Origin of the sequence: Pseudomonas lactucae (genome assembly GCF_016937615.1) — a bacterium.
Lineage (GTDB): Bacteria > Pseudomonadota > Gammaproteobacteria > Pseudomonadales > Pseudomonadaceae > Aquipseudomonas > Aquipseudomonas lactucae.
Genome location: NZ_JAFHKI010000050.1, coordinates 38,794 through 62,591, shown reverse-complemented (window position 1 = coordinate 62,591; position 23,798 = coordinate 38,794). Strand labels below are relative to the sequence as shown.

The 23,798-nt window shown below is 59.5% G+C and carries 19 protein-coding genes and 2 pseudogenes; 15 read left to right on the top strand and 6 right to left on the bottom strand.

Annotated elements, in window-relative coordinates; genetic code table 11:
- Positions 1-272: 272 nt before the first annotated feature.
- Positions 273-2,164, top strand: a pseudogene (gene mrdA / locus JWR98_RS09905) (penicillin-binding protein 2).
- Position 2,165: 1 nt separating this feature from the next.
- Here the strand turns inward: mrdA and JWR98_RS09900 are convergent.
- Positions 2,166-2,567, bottom strand: coding sequence for a GFA family protein (locus tag JWR98_RS09900; RefSeq protein WP_078732431.1), 402 nt, complete (start codon positions 2,565-2,567; stop codon positions 2,166-2,168).
- A 97-nt stretch (positions 2,568-2,664) separates the two neighbouring features.
- Between JWR98_RS09900 and JWR98_RS09895 the strand changes: the two genes are divergently transcribed.
- From JWR98_RS09895 to JWR98_RS09880, 4 genes are all read left to right on the top strand, one after another.
- On the top strand, positions 2,665-3,156 hold the full coding sequence (locus JWR98_RS09895; RefSeq protein ID WP_205489883.1) for an SRPBCC family protein: 492 nt from the start codon (positions 2,665-2,667) through the stop codon (positions 3,154-3,156).
- A gap of 94 nt (positions 3,157-3,250) precedes the next feature.
- Positions 3,251-5,608, top strand: coding sequence for a DNA polymerase II (locus tag JWR98_RS09890; RefSeq protein ID WP_205489881.1), 2,358 nt, complete (start codon positions 3,251-3,253; stop codon positions 5,606-5,608).
- A gap of 71 nt (positions 5,609-5,679) precedes the next feature.
- The gene (locus tag JWR98_RS09885; protein WP_205489879.1) at positions 5,680-6,312 is read left to right on the top strand and encodes a glutathione S-transferase N-terminal domain-containing protein; all 633 of its coding nucleotides are present in this window, start codon (positions 5,680-5,682) and stop codon (positions 6,310-6,312) included.
- Positions 6,313-6,476: 164 nt separating this feature from the next.
- The gene (locus tag JWR98_RS09880; protein ID WP_078732435.1) at positions 6,477-7,058 is read left to right on the top strand and encodes a DUF4174 domain-containing protein; all 582 of its coding nucleotides are present in this window, start codon (positions 6,477-6,479) and stop codon (positions 7,056-7,058) included.
- Between the two features lie 100 nt (positions 7,059-7,158).
- On the opposite strand, the gene JWR98_RS09875 is transcribed toward JWR98_RS09880, so the two are convergent.
- Both JWR98_RS09875 and JWR98_RS09870 read right to left on the bottom strand, forming a co-directional pair.
- Positions 7,159-8,619 carry a mannose-1-phosphate guanylyltransferase/mannose-6-phosphate isomerase gene (locus tag JWR98_RS09875; protein WP_205489877.1) on the bottom strand — a complete coding sequence of 487 codons (1,461 nt, stop codon included), beginning with the start codon at positions 8,617-8,619 and terminating at the stop codon, positions 7,159-7,161.
- Between the two features lie 210 nt (positions 8,620-8,829).
- Positions 8,830-9,508 (bottom strand): annotated as a pseudogene (locus JWR98_RS09870) (DJ-1/PfpI family protein).
- Positions 9,509-9,598: 90 nt separating this feature from the next.
- Between JWR98_RS09870 and JWR98_RS09865 the strand changes: the two are divergent.
- A complete protein-coding gene (locus JWR98_RS09865) occupies positions 9,599-10,567 on the top strand; it encodes a GlxA family transcriptional regulator (RefSeq protein ID WP_078732438.1) in 969 nt (322 codons plus the stop codon).
- On the opposite strand, the gene JWR98_RS09860 is transcribed toward JWR98_RS09865, so the two are convergent.
- The 3 genes from JWR98_RS09860 to JWR98_RS09850 are packed head-to-tail and all read right to left on the bottom strand — an operon-like array spanning position 10,537 to position 14,061.
- Positions 10,537-11,424: an alpha/beta fold hydrolase gene (locus JWR98_RS09860; protein ID WP_078732439.1), complete on the bottom strand. Its 888-nt coding sequence runs from the start codon at positions 11,422-11,424 to the stop codon at positions 10,537-10,539. The two genes, JWR98_RS09865 and JWR98_RS09860, sit on opposite strands and share 31 nt — an antisense overlap.
- 17 nt (positions 11,425-11,441) lie before the next feature.
- Complete coding sequence (locus JWR98_RS09855; protein ID WP_205489875.1) at positions 11,442-13,268, bottom strand: glycoside hydrolase family 15 protein; 1,827 nt, start codon at positions 13,266-13,268, stop codon at positions 11,442-11,444.
- Complete coding sequence (locus JWR98_RS09850; RefSeq protein ID WP_078732441.1) at positions 13,261-14,061, bottom strand: glucose 1-dehydrogenase; 801 nt, start codon at positions 14,059-14,061, stop codon at positions 13,261-13,263. The genes JWR98_RS09855 and JWR98_RS09850 overlap by 8 nt, the downstream gene beginning before the upstream one ends.
- Positions 14,062-14,366: 305 nt before the next feature.
- On the opposite strand from JWR98_RS09850, the gene JWR98_RS29355 reads away from it, so the two are divergent.
- The 9 genes from JWR98_RS29355 (at position 14,367) to JWR98_RS09800 (ending at position 23,406) form a co-directional block, all read left to right on the top strand.
- A complete protein-coding gene (locus JWR98_RS29355; protein WP_225908653.1) occupies positions 14,367-16,253 on the top strand; it encodes an HAD-IA family hydrolase in 1,887 nt (628 codons plus the stop codon).
- Entirely contained in the window at positions 16,250-16,978 is a 729-nt protein-coding gene (locus JWR98_RS09835) for a sulfotransferase-like domain-containing protein (protein ID WP_205489873.1), read from the top strand. Before JWR98_RS29355 ends, JWR98_RS09835 begins: the two co-directional genes overlap by 4 nt.
- Positions 16,979-16,987: 9 nt before the next feature.
- Positions 16,988-17,713 (top strand): SDR family NAD(P)-dependent oxidoreductase, encoded by a 726-nt coding sequence (locus tag JWR98_RS09830; protein ID WP_078732443.1) that lies wholly within the window; start codon positions 16,988-16,990, stop codon positions 17,711-17,713.
- Positions 17,710-18,855: a Rossmann-fold NAD(P)-binding domain-containing protein gene (locus JWR98_RS09825; RefSeq protein WP_205489871.1), complete on the top strand. Its 1,146-nt coding sequence runs from the start codon at positions 17,710-17,712 to the stop codon at positions 18,853-18,855. Before JWR98_RS09830 ends, JWR98_RS09825 begins: the two co-directional genes overlap by 4 nt.
- Positions 18,855-19,625 (top strand): class I SAM-dependent methyltransferase, encoded by a 771-nt coding sequence (locus tag JWR98_RS09820; protein ID WP_078732445.1) that lies wholly within the window; start codon positions 18,855-18,857, stop codon positions 19,623-19,625. Before JWR98_RS09825 ends, JWR98_RS09820 begins: the two co-directional genes overlap by 1 nt.
- A 10-nt stretch (positions 19,626-19,635) precedes the next feature.
- Positions 19,636-20,865 carry an MFS transporter gene (locus tag JWR98_RS09815; protein WP_078732446.1) on the top strand — a complete coding sequence of 410 codons (1,230 nt, stop codon included), beginning with the start codon at positions 19,636-19,638 and terminating at the stop codon, positions 20,863-20,865.
- Positions 20,858-21,466: an adenylyl-sulfate kinase gene (gene cysC, locus JWR98_RS09810; RefSeq protein ID WP_078732447.1), complete on the top strand. Its 609-nt coding sequence runs from the start codon at positions 20,858-20,860 to the stop codon at positions 21,464-21,466. The genes JWR98_RS09815 and cysC overlap by 8 nt, the downstream gene beginning before the upstream one ends.
- 96 nt (positions 21,467-21,562) lie before the next feature.
- Positions 21,563-22,198, top strand: a complete 636-nt coding sequence (locus JWR98_RS09805) for a CGNR zinc finger domain-containing protein (RefSeq protein WP_078732448.1) — start codon at positions 21,563-21,565, stop codon at positions 22,196-22,198.
- A 233-nt stretch (positions 22,199-22,431) separates the two neighbouring features.
- Positions 22,432-23,406, top strand: coding sequence for a type III secretion effector protein (locus JWR98_RS09800; RefSeq protein WP_078732449.1), 975 nt, complete (start codon positions 22,432-22,434; stop codon positions 23,404-23,406).
- The last annotated feature ends 392 nt before the right edge of the window (positions 23,407-23,798 follow it).

Sequence of the window (23,798 nt, the reverse complement as noted above, 5' to 3'; positions counted from 1 at the left end):
GGGTTTCCCCCATGTGAGAGTAGGTCATCGTCAAGATTAAATTCCGAAACCCCATTTGCGAAAGCAGATGGGGTTTTGTTTTGGGCGCTCCGAAAGCAGCTCCAAGGATCCATCACTACTTCTAAATGAAAAAATCGACTCTCCAGACTGCCGTTGGGGAAATCCATGCAAAGTGTTTCCGCATTTTTGGTATGGTGCAGCACATTTTCGCAAGGAATGATTTTTTATCCGCAGGACGCGGCGTCGACCTTCCTCAACGAGATGCTGTAGAAATGCCTGAACCGATACCGATCAAAGACCACGAGAAAGAAAACCGTCTAGTCAACAAGCGCTTGCTTGCCTGTGCCATTTTGGTAATAAGCATCACGTGTGCCCTGGTGGGGCGGATGTATTTCCTGCAGGTGGTGCAATTCGACTATCACTCCACGATCTCTGAAAACAACCGTGTCCACGTGCTGCCGATCACGCCGACGCGCGGGTTGATCTATGATCGAAACGGGGTGCTGCTGGCTGACAACCGCCCCAGCTATAACCTGACCATCACTCGCGAGCGCACCACCGATCTCAAGGGGGAACTCGACGCTATCGTTAATCTGCTGCACCTGCCTGCTGAAGACCGCGCAGTGTTCGATAAGGCCCTGAAACAGGCCCGTCACCCGTTTGTTCCCGTGACATTGTTCTATGAGCTGAGCGAAGAGCAGATCGCGGTGTTGGCGGTAAACGAGTTCCGCCTGCCAGGGGTAGACGTTGAACCGCAGTTTGTTCGTCACTACCCGCTGGGCGCGCACTTTGCGCACTCCATCGGCTATGTAGGACGGATCAACGAGAAAGAGTCCAAGGACCTCGACTCGGTGGAGTACCGCGGCACGCAGTCGATCGGCAAGACCGGCATCGAACGCTTCTATGAAGCTGAGCTGCACGGTCACGTGGGCTATGAAGAAGTCGAAACCAACGCCCAAGGCCGCGTACTGCGTGTGCTCAAACATACCGACCCCATTCCCGGTAAAAATATCGTCCTGAGCCTCGACGTCAAACTCCAGGAAGCCGCGGAAGAGGCCCTGGGTGATCGTCGTGGCTCGGTGGTTGCCCTTGATCCGCAGACCGGTGAAGTACTGGCGATGGTCAGCAAGCCGAGTTTCGACCCGAACCTGTTTGTCACGGGGATCAGCTTCAAGGAATACGCCGCGCTGCACGATTCCATCGACCGTCCGCTGTTTAACCGGGTCCTTAGAGGCCTCTACGCGCCGGGTTCGACCATCAAGCCCGAGGTGGCAATCGCCGGTCTGGACAGTGGTGTCGTTACCGCCCAAACCCGTGTATTCGACCCCGGTTACTATCAACTGCCCGACTTTGATCACAAATACCGCAACTGGAACCACAGCGGCGATGGCTGGGTAGACATGGACGCCGCCATCATGCGTTCCAACGACACCTATTTTTACGACTTGGCCCACAAGCTGGGCATAGACCGGCTGCACGACTACCTGGCTGAATTTGGCCTGGGTCAGAAAGTCTCCCTGGATATGTTCGAAGAGTCAGCCGGCCTGATGCCCTCCCAGGCCTGGAAACGTGCCACGCGTCGCCAGCCGTGGTTTCCGGGTGAAACCGTGATCCTCGGCATTGGTCAGGGCTACATGCAGGTCACGCCGCTGCAACTGGCTCAGGCCACCGCTTTGATCGCCAACAAGGGTGTGTGGAACCGTCCTCATCTGGCCAAGACTATTAACGGTGTACCGCCCGTAGACGAAAACCCCATGCCCAATGTGGTCCTCAAGGACCGCGTGACTGGGAGCAGGTCAACCACGGTATGCAATTGGTGATGCACGACCCTCGCGGTATCGCCCGGGCGGCAGCACTAGGTGCCCAGTACCGTATTGCTGGCAAGAGCGGGACCGCGCAAGTCGTCGCGATCAAGCAGGGCGAACGCTACAACCGGGAGAAGACATTGGAGCGCCATCGGGATAACGCCTTGTTCGTCGGCTTTGCCCCCGCTGAACATCCGAAGATCGTGATTTCGGTGATGATCGAAAACGGCGAGGCCGGTGGACGCGTTGCCGGGCCAGTGGTGCGCCAGATCATGGACGCCTGGTTGCTCGATCAGGAAGGTCACCTGAAGCCGCAATACGCGACGCCTGCGAAAGCACCGGGTGATCCGCACGTCTGAGTCACACCTCCCATTCATCCCAATGCTCTGCGCCTTCATAGGCAAGCCAGGGCACATCATGAGAGGTCCAGATATGCGAGGTGGGCCGAACGCCTGGATCATCATCCAGCGTCGCCACCCGCACAATCACATGGGGCTGATGCCCACGCTCAGCTATCAGATGTGAGCCGCAGCGCGAACAGAAATGTCGGAATTTTCCGGGCGACGATTCGAAGGACGACAGCAGCTGCGCACCTTGCGTCCAGCGGAAATGCGCGCGCATCACGCCAGCGGTAGCGACAAATGGCGCTGCATGCACTTTGCGACAACTGTTGCAGTGGCAGTGACTGATGGGCATGTCCAGGCTGTCTATCTGGTAGCGCACACTTTTGCAGAAGCAACTTCCATTGAGTGGTTCAGTCATAACTTATGGCCAGGTAAGGGGCGGATTATCATCATTGCTTACAACCTCAGGTTGCGCATTGTTTGATGTCGCCTACTGTCAATGATGGAGGTGACTTATGCACATATCAGATCGCATAGAGCGAAAAGTCCTGCTCACTGCAACACGTAAACAGGTCTGGGAAGCGCTGACGGACGCCGAGCAATTCGGCGCATGGTTTGGTATCGCCCTCAAGGGCAAAACCTTCCGCGCCGGCGAAACCATCGAAGCGCAGATTACTTATCCGGGCTACGAAAATGTGGTCTGGAAGGCAAGGATCGAACGCATCCTGCCGCAAACACTGTTTTCTTTCTGGTGGCACCCCTTCGCAGTAGAAGACAACATCGACTATGACAAAGAAAAGCCGACTCTGGTTGAGTTCACTATTGAAGATCGTGCCCCTGGCATTTTGCTAAGGGTCGTTGAGTCTGGTTTTGATGAGGTGCCCGAGGCCCGGCGTAAAAAGGCTTTCAATATGAATTGCCGCGGCTGGGATGAACAAATGGGCAACATTGAAACCTACCTGGCTGGTTCGCAATCAAAAACCGGGGCCTCATCATCAGCCCAGTGACGTTTAACGCTCAATCACAGAACCATTCCTTTCCGCCCGACGTCCCGCACCGCGTAGAATCATCGCCTGAAAGCGATTCCTGAGGTGCGGTACGGTGGATTTACAGCAGGGTTTTGTCCTGACCCGGCATTGGCGCGACACGTCGGCGGGTACTGAGGTCGGTTTCTGGCTGGCCACCGACCAGGGGCCGCGCTACGTTCGCCTACCGGTGCAGACCTCGGTGATGTTTATTCCCGAGGCCCATCGCAAGCCGCTCGATTGGCTGCTCAAGGGCGAGCGCGATATCGAGTTGCGTCCGCTGCAGTTGTGCGATTTCCATCACCGGCCGGTGCTTGGACTCTATACCCGCCAACACCGCCAGTTGATGGACGTGGAGAAACGCCTGCGTGCGGCCGGGGTCGACGTTTACGAAGCCGATGTACGCCCGCCGGAGCGCTACATGATGGAGCGCTTCATCACCGCACCGGTGTGGTTCGGCGGCACGCTCGACGCCACGGGCACCTTGTGCGACGCCCAGATGAAACCCGCTCCCGACTACCGTCCACCGCTCAAGCTGGTGTCCCTGGACATTGAAACCACCGCTCAGGGCGACCTGTACTCTATCGCTCTGGAAGGCTGCGGCGAACGCCAGGTGTACATGCTCGGCCCGCCGAACAAAACCGACGCGGTGGATTTCAAGCTCGACTACTGCGACACCCGCGCCCAACTGCTCGAACGCCTCAACGCATGGCTCGTCATCCACGATCCCGACGCCATCATCGGTTGGAACGTGGTGCAGTTCGACCTGCGTGTGCTACACGAGCACGCCCAGCGCCTCAATGTCCCGCTGATGCTCGGCCGCGGCGACGAGCCCATGGCCTGGCGCGAACACGGCAGCCGCAACCATTACTTTGCGGCAGCAGCGGGGCGTTTGATCATCGACGGTATCGAGGCGCTGCGTTCAGCCACCTGGAGCTTCGAATCCTTCAGTCTGGAAAACGTCGCGCAAACCTTGCTGGGCGAAGGTAAGGACATCTCCACGCCGTACCAGCGCATGGACGAAATCAACCGCATGTTCGCCGAGGACAAGCCCGCCCTGGCGCGCTACAACCTTAAGGACTGCGAACTCGTCACGCGGATTTTCGAAAAGACCGACTTGCTCAAGTTCCTGCTCGAACGCGCCAGCGTCACTGGACTGCCGGTGGACCGTAACGGTGGCTCCGTCGCTGCGTTCACTCACCTGTACATGCCGCTGATGCACCGCCAGGGCTTCGTCGCCCCCAACCTGGGGGATAAGCCGCCCCAGGCCAGCCCCGGCGGATTTGTCATGGATTCGCGCCCTGGCCTTTACGAATCGGTGCTGGTACTCGACTACAAAAGTCTCTATCCGTCAATCATCCGCAGTTTCCTGATCGACCCTGTCGGCCTGATCGAGGGGCTCAAACATCCGGATGACAGTGAGTCGGTGGAAGGTTTTCGTGGCGCGCGCTTTTCCCGCACGCGCCACTGCCTGCCGTCCATTGTCGCGCGCGTCTCCGAAGGCCGCGAAGTGGCCAAGCGCGAGCACAACGCGCCGTTGTCTCAGGCGTTAAAAATCATCATGAATGCCTTTTACGGCGTACTCGGCTCCAGCGGCTGCCGCTTCTTCGATACACGCTTAGCGTCGTCGATCACGATGCGCGGCCACCAGATCATGCGCCAGACCCGCGAACTGGTTGAAGCCCAGGGCTATGAAGTGATCTACGGCGACACCGACTCCACCTTCGTCTGGCTCGGCAGCGCCCATTCCCAGGAGGACGCCAGCCGCATCGGCCAGGCACTGGTGCAGCACGTCAATGAGTGGTGGCGCGAGCATCTGCGCAACGGGTTCGGCCTGCAAAGTGCCTTGGAACTGCAATACGAAACCCACTTCACGCGCTTTCTCATGCCCACTATTCGCGGTGCGCAAGAAGGCAGCAAAAAACGCTACGCCGGCCTGGTCACCCGTGCCGACGGCAGCGAAGACATGGTCTACAAAGGCCTGGAAACCGTGCGCAGCGACTGGTCGCCCCTGGCTCGCCGGTTCCAGCAGGAACTCTACCAGCGTATCTTCCACCGCCAGCCTCATCAGGACTATATTCGCGACTATGTACGGCGAACCCTGAGCGGCGAATTCGATGAGCTGCTGATCTACCGCAAGCGTCTGCGCCGCCAGTTGGATGACTATGAACGCAACGTGCCGCCTCACGTACGCGCCGCGCGCGTGGCCGATGAATACAACGACCAACTGAGCCGCCCGCGCCAGTATCAGCGCGGCGGCTGGATCCGTTACGTGATCAGCGTCAATGGCCCCGAACCGTTGGAGGTGCGCCAGTCGCCGATCGACTACGACCACTATGTCAGCCGTCAATTGCAGCCGGTTGCCGACGCGATCCTGCCGTTTGTGAATGACGACTTTGGCACGTTGGTCGGTGGGCAAATGGGCTTGTTCTAGAACGCTTGCCTCGTTGAGCCCCGGCATTGCATTGTTGTCATTCGATGACGATTACCTGGGAGGAACACGCCATGTACACACTCTACGGCACCGACGAATCCGGCTCATGCATGATCGAAATCGCCCTGCAGCGTTGCGCCGTGCCATGGCACCGGGTGGACGCCAGCTCATGGCAGGACGGCGAGGGCAGCGATGCCCTGGCGCGGATCAACCCGCTCAAACAGATCCCAACGCTGGTCACCCCTGATGGCCAAGTGATTACGGAAAGTGCGGCGATCCTGATCCACCTGGGCCTGGAGTTTCCTTCTTCGGATCTATTGAACGGCAACCGTGCACAGATCCTGCGTGGGTTGGTGTACATCGCCGCCAATTGCTACTCGGCAATCGGCATCATCGACTACCCGCAGCGTTGGCTCGACAGTGGCAACGAAACGCTGCAGGCGCAGTTGGTCACAGGCACGCGTCGTTACCTTCATCAAGCCTGGGTGATTTTCGCCGATCAGTTCGCCGGGCAATTGTTGGCCCCGAGTGGCCAGCCAAATGCCCTGGGCATCATGGCGGCGGCGGTGTCGCGCTGGGATGAAGCACGGGAGGCATTGAGCGCTCTGGCGCCAGGCTTTGCGCAAACGCTGGCGCAGGTGGATGCAGACCCCATCGTGGCGCCTGTGTTTGCCCGTCATTGGCCGCAGTGGAACGTCTCGTAATGTTTGTGCAATCAGAGGAAACAATGAACCTCGTCGCTTCAGCCCCCTTGCTTAGCGGGCGTCCTGGCCTACGCTTTCTTGAAGTGGTGTAGGAATCATCCTTGAATTTGGCTGTCGCAGACATGAAACTCAAGAACCCTGCATGGAATTCAAAGGAGGTGCGCATGCTCATCCGGTCGCTGACCCTGGCTACCTTGATGGCTTTTACGGGGCCGCTGTTGGCTGCTGATGATAATCCGCTCAAGCAGGATCTGGGCAAGGCCCGGCCGCTGGTAGTGGTAGAGCTTGACGCCGGTAACCCTACGTTGTCGACGCTGAAGAAACAGCTGGACGAGCCTGCAACCAAGCAGCCCTTCGAAGAGCGCAGCATGGTGCTCTACACCGTGAAGTTCGGCAGCATCGGAGCGGAGGGGGAGAAGTTCGCGAAGGATCCCAAAGACAGCAAAAAGCTCACACCGCCGGAAACCAACGCACTGATTCGCGCCCTCAAGCTTGGCGTCGGCAGCGGTACCAAGGTGATTCTGGTGGGCAAGGATGGCGAAAAGAAACTTGAGAAGACCGTGCCACCTGACAGTCTCGACCTGAAGGAGTTCTTCAGCGCCATCGATCAGATGCCGATGGCTGAAAAAGAAGCCGCTGCCGTTGCGGAACCCGCGCCCGTCGAGCCTGCTCCGGCCAAGGGCACGAAACCCGTCAAACCGGCCAAGCCAGGCAGTAAACCGGCACCGCAACCACTGGACGACTGATGACGCGTGATCGCCGCGACTTTTTCGGCGAGTATCGGGCAATCGGCGTTTGTCGAGTCAGGGTAATGTCATCGCCGGGGGGCGCAGTCCAATGCGCCTGTCATTTTGTTACCTCGGCGGGGGCGCGATCGTACAGGTCATCGAACCGCACGATGTCGTCTTCGCCCAGATACTCACCGCTCTGCACCTCAATTATCACCAGGTCGATGATGCCGGGGTTGGTCAGTCGGTGTTTGTGCCCGGCCGGGATGTAGGTGGACTCGTTGGCGCTGATCAACAATTGATGCTCGCCGTTGGTGATCTGCGCCGCACCGCTGACCACTACCCAGTGTTCGCTGCGGTGGCGATGCATCTGCAGGGACAACGACGCCTGGGGCTTGACCACGATGCGTTTGATCTTGAAACAGCTGCCTTCCTCCAGCACGGTATAGCTACCCCACGGCCGCGTGACGGTGCGATGCAGGCTGTATGCCGGATGGTGCTGACGCTTGAGCTCGGCGACGATATAGCGCACATCCTGGCTGCGGTGGGCATCGGCGATCAGCAGCGCGTCGGGCGTGTCGACGATAATCAGGTCGCGCAAGCCCACCGCGCCGACTACACGCTCGGGCGAGTCGATGTAGCAGTTGTGCACGTCATGCAGAATCGCTTCGCCGTTGACCTGGTTGCCTTGGGCATCGCTGGGCGCGAGTCGGCGCAGGGCCTCCCAGGAACCTATATCGCTCCAGCCGATGTCGCAGGGCACCACGGCCACTTGGCTGGACTGCTCCATCAGCGCCACATCGATGGAAATATCCGGCGCGCTGGCGAAGGCATCCGCGTCCAGTTCACGCTGGCGCAACGTTTGGTTTTGCAGGCTGTGACCGTGCGCAAGCGAAGCGCGGCTGGCTTGGAGCACATCGGGTGCATGGGCGGCCAGTTCGTTCAGCAGGGTGCTGGCCTTGAAGCAGAACACACCCGCGTTCCACAGGTGTTTACCGCCGTCAAGGTAGCCTTGGGCGGTGGCCAGGTCGGGTTTCTCGACGAAGCGTTTGACACGGTTGCCGTGGCTCAGTTTTTCGCCTTGTTCGATATAGCCAAAGCCGGTTTCGGGGTAGTCGGGTCGGATGCCGAAGGTCACCAGGTAACCGGCCTCGGCGAGGTCGCGGGCCTGTGCCACAGCCTCGGCAAACGCTACCTCATTGAGGATCAAGTGGTCGGCGGGCATCACCAGCAACTGCGTGTCGCCGCCGACGTGTTCCTGCACATGCAGGGCCGCCACGGCGATGGCTGCCGCAGTGTTGCGACCAAACGGCTCCAGCAGCAGGTCCAGGGGCAGGTGGGCGTTGTTCACGCTGCGGTAGTCGTCGAGGGTGCGAAACAGCAGGTCGCGGTTGGTCACCGTGAGCACGCTGTGCACGCCAGGCAATTTGGCCGCGCGCTGGAAGGTTTTTTGCAACAGGCTCTGGCCGTCACGCATGCGCATGAAGGGTTTGGGCATGTCCTGCCGCGATACCGGCCACAGCCGTGTGCCCGAACCACCGGAAATGATGCAGGGAATTAATCCGTTGAGAGGCTTCATCAATGATTTCCTTGGTGGAAAGGACGGCAGCGACCGTCATGTAGACGGTGCAGTCGCCCTACACCGATCATTGGGAGATGCACGCCAAGTCGTATTCGACACTTTCTGAATGTCGACAGGGTGTCGCTGTTCAGTGATTTGCGCAATAACGCAGCCGCCAGCCGTCTTACTTCACCACTTCGATGTATTCAACGGGCGCCGGAGTCGACGTCACCCCAACCGAGCCGCCGCCCGGGCCGTGATCTCGCCCCGCACCCTGCGCGAGTCCACCACACGCTTTTTCGCCTCTGCCACTACCTGCTCCGGCGCTGTCTGCGGGCTGCCTGCCTCAAACGGCGGTGCCGGCGCATATTCGATCTGCAACTGCACCAATTGCGCCGCCGCTTCACTGTACAACTCCGCCGCCAGCACCAGCGCGAAGTCGATCCCGGCGGTGATGCCGCCACCGGTAAACAGGTTGCCGTCGCGCACCACGCGCTCCTGCACCGGGATGGCGCCAAGCGGGGCGAGCATGTCGTGGTAGGCCCAGTGAGTGGTTGCCTTGCGCCCGCGCAGCAAACCCGCCGCGCCCAGCACCACGAGCCGGTGCACACCGAGGTCACATAGCGTACGGTCTGCGCCTGGGCCTTGAGGAAGTCCAGGGTCTGCGGGTCTTCCATCAACGCACCGACCCCGGAGCCGCCGGGTACGCAGAGCACGTCCAGGTTCGGCAGTCGGCATAGGTCATGGTCGGGGTAAACACCAACCCGGTGCTGGAAGTGACCGGCGCGAGGTCTTTCCATACCAGGTGCAACTTTACATCCGGCAGAGAGCCGAGCACGTCATAGGGGCCGGTCAGGTCCAGTTGCTGGATGCCGGGAAACAACACAAAGCCGATCTGCAAGGTCATCGATGATGCTCCGATAAAGGGGTGGACGGCTTCACTCTAGAGGCCTAGGCTTTGGCGAATACGCCATAGAGCCCACAAATTACGCCAATCATGCCCAGAATCGTCCACGTCCTCGCTTTCGATAATGCTCAGGTGCTCGATGTGACCGGGCCGTTGCAGGTTTTCGCCTCAGCCAACGACCTGGCCCGCCAGCGCGGCTTGCCGTTGCCTTACGCCGTCTCGGTGATTGCGGCACAGACGGAACCGGTGATGACCTCCGCCGGGCTGGCGCTGGTGGCTGCGCCGCTGCCTGCCGTCGACGCGCCGTGTGACACCCTGGTGATCGCCGGTGGCTGGGGCGTATACGGAGCCGCCGAAGACCTGGCCCTGGTCGACTGGGTGCGCGAAAAAGCCCGGTACACCCGGCGCATGACGTCAGTGTGCACCGGTGCGTTTCTATTGGCCGCCAGCGGCATGCTTGACGGTTGCCGCGTGGCTACCCACTGGACGCGCTGCGAAGAACTGGCGCGCAAGTTTCCCGCGCTGACGGTGGAGTCCAATCCTATCTTTATCCAGCAGGGCGGCGTGTGGACCTCGGCCGGTGTGACCGCCGGCATCGACCTGTGTCTGGCGCTGGTGGAAGAAGACCTCGGTCGCGCCGTGGCTCTGGAAGTGGCGCGGCACCTGGTGGTGTTCCTCAAGCGTCCTGGCGGCCAGTCGCAGTTCAGCGTCACGCTGTCCCTGCAAAAGAGCGACAGCCGCTTCGCCGAACTCCACGCGTGGATCGCCGAAAACCTCAACCTGGAGCTGAACATCGCGACGCTGGCCGCCCAGGCCGGCATGAGCGAGCGCAGCTTCGTACGCCATTACCGTGCCGAAACCGGGCAGACCCCGGCGCGCGCGGTCGAACTGATCCGCGTCGAAACCGCGCGCCGACAATTGGCCGACAGCCACACGCCAATCAAGCGCATTGCTGTGCAATGCGGTTTTGGCTGTGAAGAAACCCTGCGCCGCAGCTTTCTCAGAGCGCTGTCGGTGACGCCCCAGGCTTATCGCGAACGCTTTTCGCCGGTGTCGTAAGCGAGCAATTCCAGCAGTGCATCAAGCGTCGCTTGCGGCGCTTCCTGGGGCATATTGTGGCCCACGCCGGGCAGCACCTGGCGCCGGTAAAAACCACTGAAGTGCGCCAGGTCATCGTCCTCTTGCGACGGCGGGCCGACACCATCGTCGGCACCGCACAAGGAAATGCTCGGCACCGAAATCGGCGGTTGTCTGGCGAGTTGTTCTTCGATGAACGCCAGCGCAGGATCGCCAGGCGCGTACATGAAACGGTGGCGATAGGAGTGAACCACCACCTCGACAAAATCCGGGTTGTCGAACGACGGCGCGGTCTGCTCATACAGCCCCGGCCCCTCGGCCCAGGAGGGCGACCACAACGACCACAGCAGCCTGCACAGTTCGCGACGGTTGGTGGTCAAACCGTCCACGCCACGCTGGGTGTGGAAGTAATACTGGTACCACAACCGATGTTCCGTCTCCGGCGGCCGTGGCTTGAGCGACTTGGCAATGTTCTGGATGTTGTAGCCATCCCCGGTCACCAGTCCGCGCACGCGTTCCGGCCATAGCGCGGCGACGATACACGCGGCGCGCCCACCCCAGTCATAGCCGGCCAACGTCGCTTGCGCGATGGCCAGCTCATCCATGAAGTCCAACAAATCCTTGGCCAGCGCCGCCTGTTGCCCGGAGCGCATCACCCGGTCATCGATAAACCGTGTTGGCCCATAACCGCGCAGGTAGGGCAACAGTACGCGGTAGCCGCGCTCGCCGAGCACTGGCGCAATCGCGTCGTAGCCGCGAGGGTCGTAGGGAAAGCCATGCAGCAGAATCACCGGTTCACCGTCGGCGGGGCCATGGGTTTCGTAGGCGATGTCGAGCATGGAGGTTCGTACGTTTCTCAGGGTTGCCACACGGTTTTCTCCCCACTCAATTTGCGATCCAGAAACGTCGCCGCACTGATCAACGCCAAATGGCTCAACGCTTGCGGCGTATTGCCCAGGTGCCGCGCCTGGCTGTCGAACTCTTCGGCATACAACCCTAAAGGGTTGGCATAGCGCAACAGTTGCTCGAACTCCAGGTGAGCTTTGTCCACCTGCCCAGCGCGTGCCAGGCATTCGACGTACCAGAACGAGCAGGCGGCAAACGCGCCTTCGGTGCCTTGCAGGCCGTCGATCCGGCTGTCGTCGTTGCGGTAACGGTAGACCATGCCGTCGCGTACCAGGCTTTTCTGAATAGCCTCCAGCGTACTCAGCCAGCGTGGGTCGGTGGCCGCGACGAAGCGCACCAGCGGCATCAGCAGCATCGAACCGTCGAGTGCGGTGCTGCCGATGTGCTGCACGAAATGCCCGCGTTCTTCGTTCCAGAAGTTGCTCCAGATGTCGGCATAGATCGCCTGGCGTGTCTGGTCCCAACGGGCGAAGGGCGCCGGCAGCGAGCGTTTGGAGGCCAGGCGGATCGCGCGGTCCAGGGCCACCCAGCACATCAGTCGCGAATGCAGGAAGTGATGCTGCTCGCCGCGCATTTCCCAGATGCCCACGTCCTGGCTGTCCCAGATCCCGCAGACCTGATCGACCACGTCCACCACATGTGCCCAGCCCTCGTGGGAGATGGCCTCGCCGTACTTATTGACCAGGTACACCGCGTCCATCAACTCGCCGTAGATATCCAGCTGGATCTGCTCGACCGCCTCATTGCCGATGCGCACCGGCCTGGCGTCGCCGTGGCCGCCGAGGTGGTCCAGGTGGGTCTCGGGCAACTCCTGCCGACCGTCGATGCCATAGAGGATATTGATTTTGACCGGTTGGCCGCAGCAGTCACTGACCCGGCCTCTGAGCCAGCGCATATAGGCATTGGCCTCCTCGACAAAGCCCAGGCGCATGAAGGCGTAGACGGTGAACGACGCGTCGCGGATCCAGGTGTAGCGGTAATCCCAGTTGCGTTCGCCAGCGGGGGTTTCCGGCAGGCCGAAGGTGGCGGCGGCGATGATTGCGCCATGTTTGCGCGAGGTCAGTAACTTCAGCGCCAGGGCCGAACGGTTGACCATTTCACGCCAGCGCCCGCGGTAGTTCGACTGGGCGATCCAGCCGCGCCAGAACTTCAAGGTGTGGGCCAGCGCCAGGTCGGTACAGCTGCTGTCGACGCGTTCGTCCGCCTGGCCGCCGAGTACGAACTCGGCGCCTTCATCCTGGGCCAGGGTGAAGGTGGCCACGGCGGCATTGTCTTCGATGTGCAGCGCATGGCTGCCGGCCAGGCGCAAGCCGGGTTGGCCCTGGGCGGTGAACGTCACCGTGCCGTTATCGACGGCGGCGTGGGTCGGCGTGCGTGCATAGTCATGCCGTACCGCGCAGCGCAGGTGCAGGTTGGCCGTGCCGCTGACCACGCGCACGCGGCGAATCAACAAGGGCAGGTCGTCGACTTCTTCGCTGATGGTCAGCAGGTCGGTGATTTCCACCACGGCTTCGTCGCTGAGCCAGCGGGTTTGCAACACGTTGGTGTCAGGCAGGTAGATCTGTTCGCGGCGCGCGTTGGGCAGGTCCGGAGTGAGCTGGAAGGTGCCGGCATCGGGGGTGTCCAATAGGGCGCAAAAGATCGATGGGCTGTCGAATTCCGGCCAGCAAAAAAAGTCGATGCTCCCTTTATCGTTCACCAGCGCCGCGCTGCGCATATCACCGATGATGCCGTGGGCGTCAATGGCACTTTGGGGTTCGTTCCTGAGATCAACCATTGTCACGAAACTCCGGATAAAGGCTCATGCCGCCGTCGATGAACAGCGTGCTGCCGACGACGTAATCGGAGGCGTCGCTGGCCAGCCACACCACGGCGTTGGCCACGTCCTCCACGTCACCGACGCGGCCATAGGGAATCAGCTTCAGCAATGCCTGTTCGGCCGCGCCTTCGGTGGCGGCGCGGTTGATCGCCGTGCGAATGGCCCCCGGCGCGATGCCGTTGATACGGATGCGGTGCTCGCTGACCTCCTGGGCGAGGGTGCGCATCAGCATCTCCACACCGCCTTTTGACGCCGCGTAATTCACATGCCCGGCCCAGGGGATCAGTTGGTGCACCGAGCTCATATGGATGATCTTGCCGGCGGCCCGTGACACGCCGTCACGAATCCCCTGGCGATTGAAGATACGCACGGCCGCCCGGGCGCACAGGAACTGGCCGGTGAGGTTGACGCCGATCACGCTGTTCCAGTCGTCCAGGGTCATGTCGACCAGCGCCGCATCCTTTTGCATGCCGGAGTTGGCCACCAGGATGTCCAGGTGGCCAAACGCATTCAGGGTCTGGGCGAACAGCCGTTCTACATCCGCCTCGTTGGATACGTCGGCGCCAATAGCAATCGCCCTGCCGCCGTTGGCGTTGATGTGTGCCGCCAGGTCCTGGGCCGGCGCGGCCTGGCTGTTGTAGTTGAGCACTACCGCGGCGCCCGCTTGCGCCAGCGCTTTGGCCGCGCCAGCGCCGATTCCGGAACTGGCACCCGTCACCAGCGCCACTTGTTGCTCCAGCGAAATGTGCATTGCCCACCTGACCTTGAATTCGTGAGTTCAGCTCAGCTGACTGATGGCGCGCAATAGAAGTTCACCCATGTGAAATTCGCGACTACAACCATGGCGATAAAAGGAATAAAAGAATTATAAAAAATAACCATAAGATACTAAAAAACCGTTGAAAAGCATTTGACAGGATTTTTTGCCCCGTGTCTTATAGGCACACATCAACCCGCTCCGCTGGTAGTTCAGCAGTCACGCGGAGTCACCTATAAGAGACGCCTATGTCTATATTGGCAGCTATAGGGGAACTACCAGGGCAGGGGGCAACGCGGTTGCCCAAGTTGGTTATCTTCGATTGTGATGGTGTATTAGTCCAAAGTGAAGAAATTACCCTGTCTGTATTGATTTCCTTGCTTAATGCACGTGTGCCTGCCAGCAAAGCACTCGACCGCGCTTATTTTATTGAGCACTTTCGTGGGCGAAAGATTGCGGACTGTCTGCGCGAAGCCGAGCAGTTATTGGATATGTGTCTGGAGTGTATGTTTGAAGATGAGTTTCGTGCGCGTGCGCTGGAAGCATTGACACTTGAGTTGAAAGCCACCGATGGAATCATTGATGTCTTGCAGCGGCTGCAGGTGCCGTATTGTGTGGCCTCCAGCGCGCCACGAAACAAGATAGAGCAGTGTTTGCAGCTGACCGGCTTGTTCTCTTATTTCGACGGGCGAATATTCAGTTGTTATGAGTTGGGGCGTTGGAAGCCTGACCCGTTGGTATTTTTAACGGCGTGTGCTGCATATAACGTTAAACCGCATGAAGCCCTGGTAGTTGAAGACAGTGTCACGGGTATTCAAGCCGCTGTTGCGGCCGGCATAAAAGTTCTGGGGTTTGGCCCGGTGCACCGTCACGATGTATTGGCCGACGCGGGCGCATGTGTGTTTTCCGCTATGCATGAACTACTGAACATCATTGATCAGTTCACTCAAGGAGCAGGCGTGGTGGGTACATTGGGTTACATAGAGCGGCTTAAACATAATGATCGAGCTTGCGAAGTGTGGTGGGATTCATCGCCTGTTATATACGCGCCCTATAAAAAATACCTGTTGGAAAAATATCCGGCGGCCGTTGCCCATATTGAGCAATTGATGCCGGATGATTTTGCGCAGCCCGGTGGGTTTGCCAGCGTCACCACCAACCCACGGTTGGTCGCTGCCGTGATCCTGGAAAAGCGCGATTACTGGTCCTCGCGTTTCAACCTGGCCAGCCTGTCGGCCGCTCAATTGCGCAAGAAACTGTATGACGAAGTCATCGTCGAAGGCGCCGCGACGCTCATGCCTCGATGGGTTCAATCGGCCCAGGCCGAGGGCTGGATCTGCGCCCAGGTCGACCCTGGGGACGTGCGTTGTAGCGAGCGCATGACGGCCCGTGGCCTTGAGCTGCAGCGCCTGGCCGCGAATGTGATGGTAAAAGTGCCGGGCAGCCTGGAAGGCTTCGAGACTGTCGAGCAACTGGTCGCCCAAGGCACCTCGGTCAACATCACGTTTTGCTTTACCGTCACGCAATTCCAGGCCGGGCTCCAGGCGATAGAGCGAGGCCTGGCCACCGCGCGCGACAAGGGAATCGATACGAGCCGTTGCAAATATGTCATCACCTTCATGATCGGGCGTTTTTCCTGTCAGCCCGAGTTCTCGCTGCAGGCCGCGGAGCGCGGCCTGGCACTGAGCCCGCAAGCGATGCGCTGGGCCGAATTACTGATCTACGAGCAGATACAAAGCTTGGTGGGCGCCTCGAAAGTGCCGGTCAAGACGCTGCTTTCCAGCATAAAAATCGACGTCGACGAGCGTGGCAACAAATCCTGCTGGCACCTGGAGAAAACCGGGCGGACGGCAACGTGCTACACGCTTACACCCGATGTAGTGGAGTTTCTGATCGAGCGTGAAAGCCACGGCAAACCGGTGGTTCCCGCCAACGAGACGGCTTCGGTGCCAGCGTCGATCTTAGCCACGCTGATGCGGATTCCTTACTTCTGCGAGGCGTACTTTGTCGACAGCATCGAGCCCTACGACTTCGGCAACCATGAGGCGTTTATCAATGCCTGCAATGAAGCCAACAGCGCTTACCGTCGCCTGACCGATTACTGCGTTCGACTCTGCCCTGCGACCAAGCCCCTCAAAATGGCGCCCAACACCCTTCTGGCCGCTGAATACGGGGTGTTGGCATGAACAGAATGATCGGTTTATGGGCACATCCACGCTCGCGCTCCACCGTGCTGGAACGGGTGTTTATCGAGCGCGGCGACTTCGAGGTCTTCCACGAGCCTTTTGCGCATATGGCGTTCCGTGAGGACTCGGCGATTCCGTCGGATGAGTGGGATCACAGTTTGCCCACCACCTATCAAGGGATAAGGCAGCATCTTATAAAGGCCAAAGAACAGGCCAACGTCTTTCATAAAGACATGTGCTATCACTGCCTTGATGCGTTGAAAGTGGATGTGGACTTCCTGGCGCAACAGGACAACATCTTTATTATTCGCGAGCCTGCCAGCAGCATTGTTTCCCATCACCGTATACACCCGGATATGCCCCTGCAGGCGATTGGGCATAAAGCCTTGTACGAGATCTTTTGTGTGGTGACCAAACTCACCGGCAAAGTGCCTTACGTGATCAATGCAGATGACCTTGCCGCCGATCCGGAACGCGTTATTCGCAAGTTGTGTGATTACCTGCAGATCGAATTCCTGCCCCGCGCCATGACGTGGAAACGCGAGTGCCCGCCGCAATGGAAAACCTGGAGAAGTTGGCACGTGGCCGCGGAGAACAGTGAGCGCATTGTGTTGCCGCAGCCTCAGTCTGTTGACTTCAGTGCATTCGACTGCGCGCCGGAACTGCAACGTATGTATGACTTTCATCGGCCGTTCTACGCGCGAATGAACGAATTCTGTCAATAAGGTGGGTGCATGAAAAAGTTAATTATTACCGGCGCTGCCAATGGCATTGGTCGGGCAACGGTGGAACAGGCCATTCAACAAGGCTACTTCGTGATTGGCGCGGACAAAGATGCGGATGGCTTATACGCATTGCAACGACTGTATGGCGCGGATGTATTGGAAGTGCACGTCGCAGACTTTTCGGACAGCGCGACCCTCAAGGGTTTTATTGCCATGCTCTATGAACGTCACGCGACTATTTACGGATTGATCAATAACGCCGGTATTTACCATGGCAAAAGTATCTACCACTATTGTGATGATGAAATCGACGAGATCCTCAATGTAAACCTCAAGGCGCTGGTCTACCTCTCCAAAGACTTTGCCGAACGGGAGATGCGTCACGAAGCCCCGCGCAGCATCGTCAATATCGCCTCGGTGGCCGGGGAGGTGGGCAGCTGCGATGCGATGTATGGCGCCACCAAGGCGGCGGTGATCGGCCTGACCAAGGCTAACGCGTGGAATTTCGCACCGTTTGTGCGGGTGAACGCCGTATCGCCGGCGCTGATCCACGACACCGCCATCTACGACACCATCCCCGAATACCGCCGTGCGGAATATGCACGCCAGGAAATTCTCAAGGAGCCGATCCTGCCCGGCGCGGTCGCCGAGGTGATTTTGCTGCTGGCCGGTGATGCCATGCGTCATATCAGCGGCAGGGTGATTCCGGTCGACAACGGAGCCTACCCGCGATGACCGCCTCGGCACCCAAGAAAAAACTGCTGCTGGTGGGCGCGGGCAACCTGTGCCTGCAGATCCTGAAGATCCTCGGGCCGAAAAATGCGTTCGAGTTTGTGGTGCTCGGTCGTAATGAAGAGGCGACCTTACGCCTGTGCAACCTGGTCCGGTTGTCGTGCGCGCAGTTGGGGCACTACATCGCGATCAAGCCCGTGATCGCCGACCTTACCGATATCGACAGGGTCACGCGGCTGCTGCGTGAAGAAGCGCCGGACCTGCTGGTGAACTGCGCGTCGCTGCAGTCGTGGCGGGTGATCACCGGCTTGCCCAAACAGTCCTTCGAGCAGCTCGATCAGGCGCAGTTCGGCCCCTGGCTGCCCATGCACCTGACGCTCATGCACGGCCTCATGCTAGCCGTGAAGGCCTCGGGCATCGCAGCCAGAACCGTCAATGCGGCGTTCCCCGATGCCGTCAACCCGATACTGGCCAGGGTAGGGCTGGCGCCGGATATCGGTGTGGGCAACGTGGCCAACCTGATCCCGGCGCTGCGTTTTTCCCTCGCGCGACTGCTGGAATGTGCACCCGACGATGTGCAGGTGCAGCTGTATGCCCAGCATTACTTCAGCCACTACGTGCCACGCGGCGGTTTGCCTGGACGCGCCAATTACCGCTTGTTGTATGAGGTTCGCGACCGTCCGGACGTGGCACGCCTGCCGGCCGAGGTGATCTTTGCCACGGTCAAGACCGCGTTCCGGCGCCTGGGCGGCATCGATGGGCAATTTCTCACAGCCTGTTCGGCGGTCACGGTGATCGAAGGGCTGGTTTCACCCACGCCGGTGCTGGTGCATGCCCCCGGCCCGTTGGGGCTGCCGGGTGGGTATCCGGTGTGGCTGCACGATGGGCACATCGAGGTGCAGTTCTCGCACGCCTGTCCGCAGGATGAGGCCGTGCGCATCAATACCATCTGCCAAAGCCAGGATGGCATCGACGAAATCCATTGCGATGGATCGGTGAGCTACAACCCTCAGTGCATGGCCGTGATGCAGGCAATGCTCGGCTACTCGAAAAAAACCATGTCCATCGAACAGTCCGCCGACTGTGCTCGCGAGTTGGCGAGCAAGTACGCGGCTTTCAAAAATACAACTGGGGTAGGTGCGTGATGAATCGGATGTCGTGGCACGAGCACAACGAAGTCGCCAGTTACGCGACGCAATATTCGGCCGACTTCGTCGAGCGCTGGGATGACTTGATCGATTGGGAAAAAAGAAAGGCGGGGGAGAATGGATTCTTTGAAAACCTGCTGAAGCGGCACGGCGTGAAGTCGGTGATCGACGTGTCGACGGGCAGCGGTTTTCACGCGGTGCAACTCAAGCAGGCGGGGTTCGATGTGGTCGCCACGGACGGCAGCAGCACGATGCTGACCAAGGCCCGTGCGAACTTCAGGGCGCGAGGGCTGGATATCGAATCGCACTACATGGACTGGCAGACCCTCGACCCGAGCGTGTTGGGGCATTTCGATGCCGTGGTATGCCTGGGCAGCTCGCTGTGCCATGTGTTTGCGGCGCGTGACCGAATCAGTGTGCTGGAAAAATTCCGCGCATTGCTCAAGCCCGGCGGCTTGCTGATTGTTGATCAACGCAACTTCTTTGCCATTCGCGCGGGCAAGTTCAAGTCCAGCGGCAATTACTACTACTGCGGCAAACAGGCGTCGGTCAGCCTGGGGCAGGTGGATCAGTCGCTGTGCGAGTTCATCTATTCCTTCGACAACCGGGAACAGTACCGCTTGCAGGTCTATCCGCTGCTACCCGGGGAGTTGACCACAGAAGTGCTTGAGTCCGGGTTTTCATCCCATGAAACCTACGGCGATTTCGAGCGCGACTACGACATGATGGATTGTGATTTTGTCATCCACACCGCACGCGCCATATGAGGAGGGCCTGATGAGCACACTGGTACACAGCAGCACCCGTCCGTTGGACAGCGTCGTACTGGCCGTGGTCCTGACCGGCTTCGTGGCCAGCACCTACGGCTTTGGCGTCTACCTCTTCGCCAACCTGGTGGTGGACATGCGCCGCGACATCGGCTTCGACTACACCACCGTGGGCTTGATCACCGGCGGGGCGCAAGTCGGCTTCCTGCTGTTTTCGTCGGTCACCAGCGTGATCAGCCGCTATGTCGAAGGCTGGAAAATCAGCCTGGTCTCCACCGTGATCACCTCGCTGGCGCTGTTGGGCCTGAGCGTCAGCCACAGTATCTGGCTGTCCGGCGGCCTGTTGATTTTGCTCGGAGGCTGCTCCGCTTCGGTGTATATCCCGCTGGCGGAGATCGTCACCAAGGGCTTCAGCCCCGGTAACCGATCACGGGTCATGGGGTTGATCTCCAGCGGCACCAGCTACGGCGTGTTTATCAACGGCTTGCTGGTGTCGTTTCTTACCCTGAACGGCGGCTGGCGTTCGATATGGCTGACAGCCGGCCTGATTTCTGTGGTGTTGTGCGTGATGGCCTGGTTGCTGTTGCGCAATCTGGCGGCGGGCGGGGAGGGCGAGGTCGCCGCTGAGCGCTTGGCGTCTGCCAGACGCCCCGTGGCCTGGCTGAGCCGCTCGCTGTACCTGACCTGGGCGATTGCTTTCCTCAATGGCATGGCGTTACTGCCATTCCAGACCTACCTGGCACCGTACTTGCGCGATGAGTTGGGCGTGTCGGTGCGGGATGCCGGATTTATCTGGACGACCATCGGCGCGGTGGGCATGGCGTCGGGGTTTCTGGTCGGGTGGATTGCCGACAAGGTCGGTGTGCGGGTCTCGTTGGCCATGTGTTTTTTAAGTGCGGGGCTGGCCTCGGTTCTGGTATTCAGTTTCAACAGCATCGCGCTGTTCTACCTGGCGGCGTTGTTGTTTGCGCTGGCGTTTTATCCGGTGTTCGGGTTGGTCCCCAGTTATATCGGGCAAATCGTGCCGGTCAGCCGGCTGACCCAGGCCTTTGGCATTGCCAATGTGCTGATCGGCTTGGGGGGCGTGTGCGGCAATTTTCTGGGGGGGCTTTCCAAGGACCTTACCGGGTCGTTCTCGACAGTCTATTGGGTGGTGGCGCTGTTGCTGTTCGTGCAATGCGTGATGGTCTTCATGCTGGGTAACCCCTCCGTTGCGGCGCGGGAGAGCGATCATGAGTGATGTTGCACACCGTCAAAACCCTGATCTGCATGCGTTTGCGTTCAGTCACCGCGAGCGTTTGCGCATCGGGCAGCCGTCCAGGGTCATCTGGCTGACAGGGCTTTCCGCGTCCGGCAAATCAACCATCGCCGATGCGCTGGACAGTGCGCTGCAAGCGCGAGGGTACATGACCTGCATTATCGATGGCGACTCGGTGCGCGGCGGGCTCTGTCGCGACCTGGGATTCAGCGAGCGGGACCGGGAGGAGAATATCCGTCGGGTCGCGGAGGTTGCGCGCTTGATGCTTGAGGCGGGGCTGATGGTGATCGTGGCGTTGATCTCTCCTTCGGCGGCCTGTCGGCATCACGCGCGCTCGATTGTGGGCCATGATTATTTTGTCGAAGTGCACGTGGATGTCTCGTTGGAAATCGCTGAACAACGTGACCCCAAGGGACTGTACAAAAAAGCCCGGGCCGGGCAGATCAAGCACTTCACCGGGATCGACTCGATTTATGAGGTGCCGGTCTGCCCGGACGTACACCTGGACACCCAGCTGCTGTCCGTAGCGCAGTCTGTCGAGGCTATTCTTGAACGGGCTCTGCGCGCCGACGATCACGCCTAGCCGTTGGTCTTTGCGTCTTTTATCCCAATGCCTGCATCCTGGAAAAACACGGTACTCTGCGCCATCGCAGCACTCGCGTGTTTATCAGGAGCAGGCATGACGCATTTTACCGGCACTGCAAAGTCGATTCGGCTGATTGGTGGAACTCGCGTGCTGGACTTCATCAATACGACCAATGGCCGTCGGCCCGGCTCCGCGCTCAAGGTCATGGAAGAGCGGCTCACCAGTTTCCAGTTCTTCTTTGAGTGGGCGCTGCATGCCTCGTTGATTTGCGCCCAGGAATTCGAGGCATACAAGCCCATGGTGTTTGAAGCGTCGATGTCGTACCAGCCGGACCTGGAGGCGCTGATTGCATTCAGGGAATGTTTGTATGCGGCGTTCTATCCGTTGTCCCTGGGCCAGGTTGCGCCTGATCAGGCCTTGCAGCGGATCAACCTGACGTTCCAGCAAGGCGTCGCCTGGCGCGTGTTGCGCTCGGTGGACGGCGTGCCGGGTTGGGCCTGGAAAAGCTGCGCCAGTAGCCATGAACTGACCGCGATGTTGATCGGCCGCTTGGCCATCGAGGCAACGCAACTGTTGGTATCCGGCAATCTTCGCGAACTCAAGAGCTGCACCGCCACCGACTGCGACTGGCTGTTCCTGGACAGCTCCAAGAACAAATTGCGCAAGTGGTGCCAGATGAGCGTGTGCGGCAGCCGGGAGAAGTTGAGCCGCCTTAAACAGGTGCTTTGATTTCGATACCGCTGGTGAGGTCGATAGCAGGCAATTGCTCGACTTGAATAGGACTGAGGAAACGCGCTGCGTTCGCTGCGATTTTTTTGTCTGTTTCCTACGTTCCCGTCACGCACTGATTGCAAGATCGGGAACCGATTCCGACAGATGGGCCACACAAGGGGAAAGCTGATGGCTCTCGACTTCGGGTTGACGCTACCGGCGGAAAATCGTCCCCTTCGATGGAGAAACCTATGTCGGTCCCGATACTGGATAAAACCCTGAACCCTTCTTCAACCCCAACCCCATCACGAACCGGTTCCACGTCCGAGGCCAAAGTCGCTCGCCCGATGCCTTCCGAGCTCTCCTTCAACAGCCACGACGCTGCTGACCTCAATTATCGAGTCGGGGAAACCCAGGGTGGTCCGGTCTTCGGCAATTATCAGCCGTCAACCGAACGGCACTATCGTCCTTGCCATCCCGGTTATCAGGGCGGCGCTCCTGCAATGCCGAGTTTTATGGAACAGTTCAAACAATGGATGACACAGTGGTTTGGCGGGGGGCGCCCACCCCACCGTCCAGGCTGCAGCAACCCGCCTCCACGGCCAGACCCGACCATTGGCAATCCACCGCCAAGACCGTTCCCGACCCTGCCTGGCAGGCCTGACCCGCACTATTCGAAGATGAATAGAGCAGAGCTGGCGCAGTTGCTGCTCAACAATTTCGACGCCTTCAAGGACCCCAGAAAACCGGGGTATATCAGTGTCGACAGCCTGCATGCCATGGCGAACAAGCCATGGTCAAGCGACCCGGTCATGAATCAGAACATTCGTTTGGCCAAAGAGTTGTTACGGCGTCCAGAGCTGACTGATGCCCTTGATCGACACAGTCGTACAGGCTCGCTGGATGGGCTGATCGACAGGGAAAACGTAAGTCTGGTCATCAAGGGCGATAATTTTTTCCAATTCAAGAGCGACAAGGAGCTGGCCGGGAAGATGCTTGAGCATTTCGATGAGTTGAAAGGGCGCTGTGGGAACGATCTCAACATCAGTAACCTGAAAAAACTGGCGCGCCAAGACCTCACGGGCGACTCGTCCAAGGACCATTTGATCCAGTTGGCCCAGGAGATTCTCAAGCGCAGCCACGTACTGAGAGATATGGATAACCACACGGGTACAAAAAACGACAATCTCATCAGTCGCGAATCGCTCTGGCGGCTTTCCCGCTGAATGACGCTCGGACGCTGCGCCTGGCGCGCGGTGTCCGGGCATCTTGGGCAGGGAACCATTTGCGACGATTTACCACGAAGAAAACATCCACCGGCGTTCGACTGCCTGTGGATGTTTTCAGCTACTGGATCAGGTCTGGACCATGAATTCGACATCCTTTGAATCTCGTCACGCCCAGTACACCGTTTCGCCCCTGTCCGCTGCGCCACATGAAGTAGAGGGACCGGGCATCTCGCGGCCACAAGGACTCAATCTCACTTCTAAGCCCAAGTGCAGTTTCAAGGCGCCCACCGCCGAGGATTTTGACAAAGGTACCCAAGCGTTCTGCGAAGAACCGGTATCCAGCCCCGCGTTCCCGAGGCTCGCCAGTCTGTGGAGCAAATTGTCCGGTC

Excerpts from the sequence above, each read along its gene's own strand:
- JWR98_RS09900 (WP_078732431.1), bottom strand. The coding sequence starts at position 2,567 with ATGACTGAACCACTCAATGGAAGTTGCTTCTGCAAAAGTGTGCGCTAC.
- JWR98_RS09895 (WP_205489883.1), top strand. The coding sequence starts at position 2,665 with ATGCACATATCAGATCGCATAGAGCGAAAAGTCCTGCTCACTGCAACA.
- JWR98_RS09885 (WP_205489879.1), top strand. The coding sequence starts at position 5,680 with ATGTACACACTCTACGGCACCGACGAATCCGGCTCATGCATGATCGAA.
- JWR98_RS09880 (WP_078732435.1), top strand. The coding sequence starts at position 6,477 with ATGCTCATCCGGTCGCTGACCCTGGCTACCTTGATGGCTTTTACGGGG.
- JWR98_RS09875 (WP_205489877.1), bottom strand. The coding sequence starts at position 8,619 with ATGAAGCCTCTCAACGGATTAATTCCCTGCATCATTTCCGGTGGTTCG.
- JWR98_RS09865 (WP_078732438.1), top strand. The coding sequence starts at position 9,599 with ATGCCCAGAATCGTCCACGTCCTCGCTTTCGATAATGCTCAGGTGCTC.
- JWR98_RS09860 (WP_078732439.1), bottom strand. The coding sequence starts at position 11,424 with ATGCTCGACATCGCCTACGAAACCCATGGCCCCGCCGACGGTGAACCG.
- JWR98_RS09855 (WP_205489875.1), bottom strand. The coding sequence starts at position 13,268 with ATGGTTGATCTCAGGAACGAACCCCAAAGTGCCATTGACGCCCACGGC.
- JWR98_RS09850 (WP_078732441.1), bottom strand. The coding sequence starts at position 14,061 with ATGCACATTTCGCTGGAGCAACAAGTGGCGCTGGTGACGGGTGCCAGT.
- JWR98_RS09835 (WP_205489873.1), top strand. The coding sequence starts at position 16,250 with ATGAACAGAATGATCGGTTTATGGGCACATCCACGCTCGCGCTCCACC.
- JWR98_RS09830 (WP_078732443.1), top strand. The coding sequence starts at position 16,988 with ATGAAAAAGTTAATTATTACCGGCGCTGCCAATGGCATTGGTCGGGCA.
- JWR98_RS09825 (WP_205489871.1), top strand. The coding sequence starts at position 17,710 with ATGACCGCCTCGGCACCCAAGAAAAAACTGCTGCTGGTGGGCGCGGGC.
- JWR98_RS09820 (WP_078732445.1), top strand. The coding sequence starts at position 18,855 with ATGAATCGGATGTCGTGGCACGAGCACAACGAAGTCGCCAGTTACGCG.
- JWR98_RS09815 (WP_078732446.1), top strand. The coding sequence starts at position 19,636 with ATGAGCACACTGGTACACAGCAGCACCCGTCCGTTGGACAGCGTCGTA.
- cysC (WP_078732447.1), top strand. The coding sequence starts at position 20,858 with ATGAGTGATGTTGCACACCGTCAAAACCCTGATCTGCATGCGTTTGCG.
- JWR98_RS09805 (WP_078732448.1), top strand. The coding sequence starts at position 21,563 with ATGACGCATTTTACCGGCACTGCAAAGTCGATTCGGCTGATTGGTGGA.
- JWR98_RS09800 (WP_078732449.1), top strand. The coding sequence starts at position 22,432 with ATGTCGGTCCCGATACTGGATAAAACCCTGAACCCTTCTTCAACCCCA.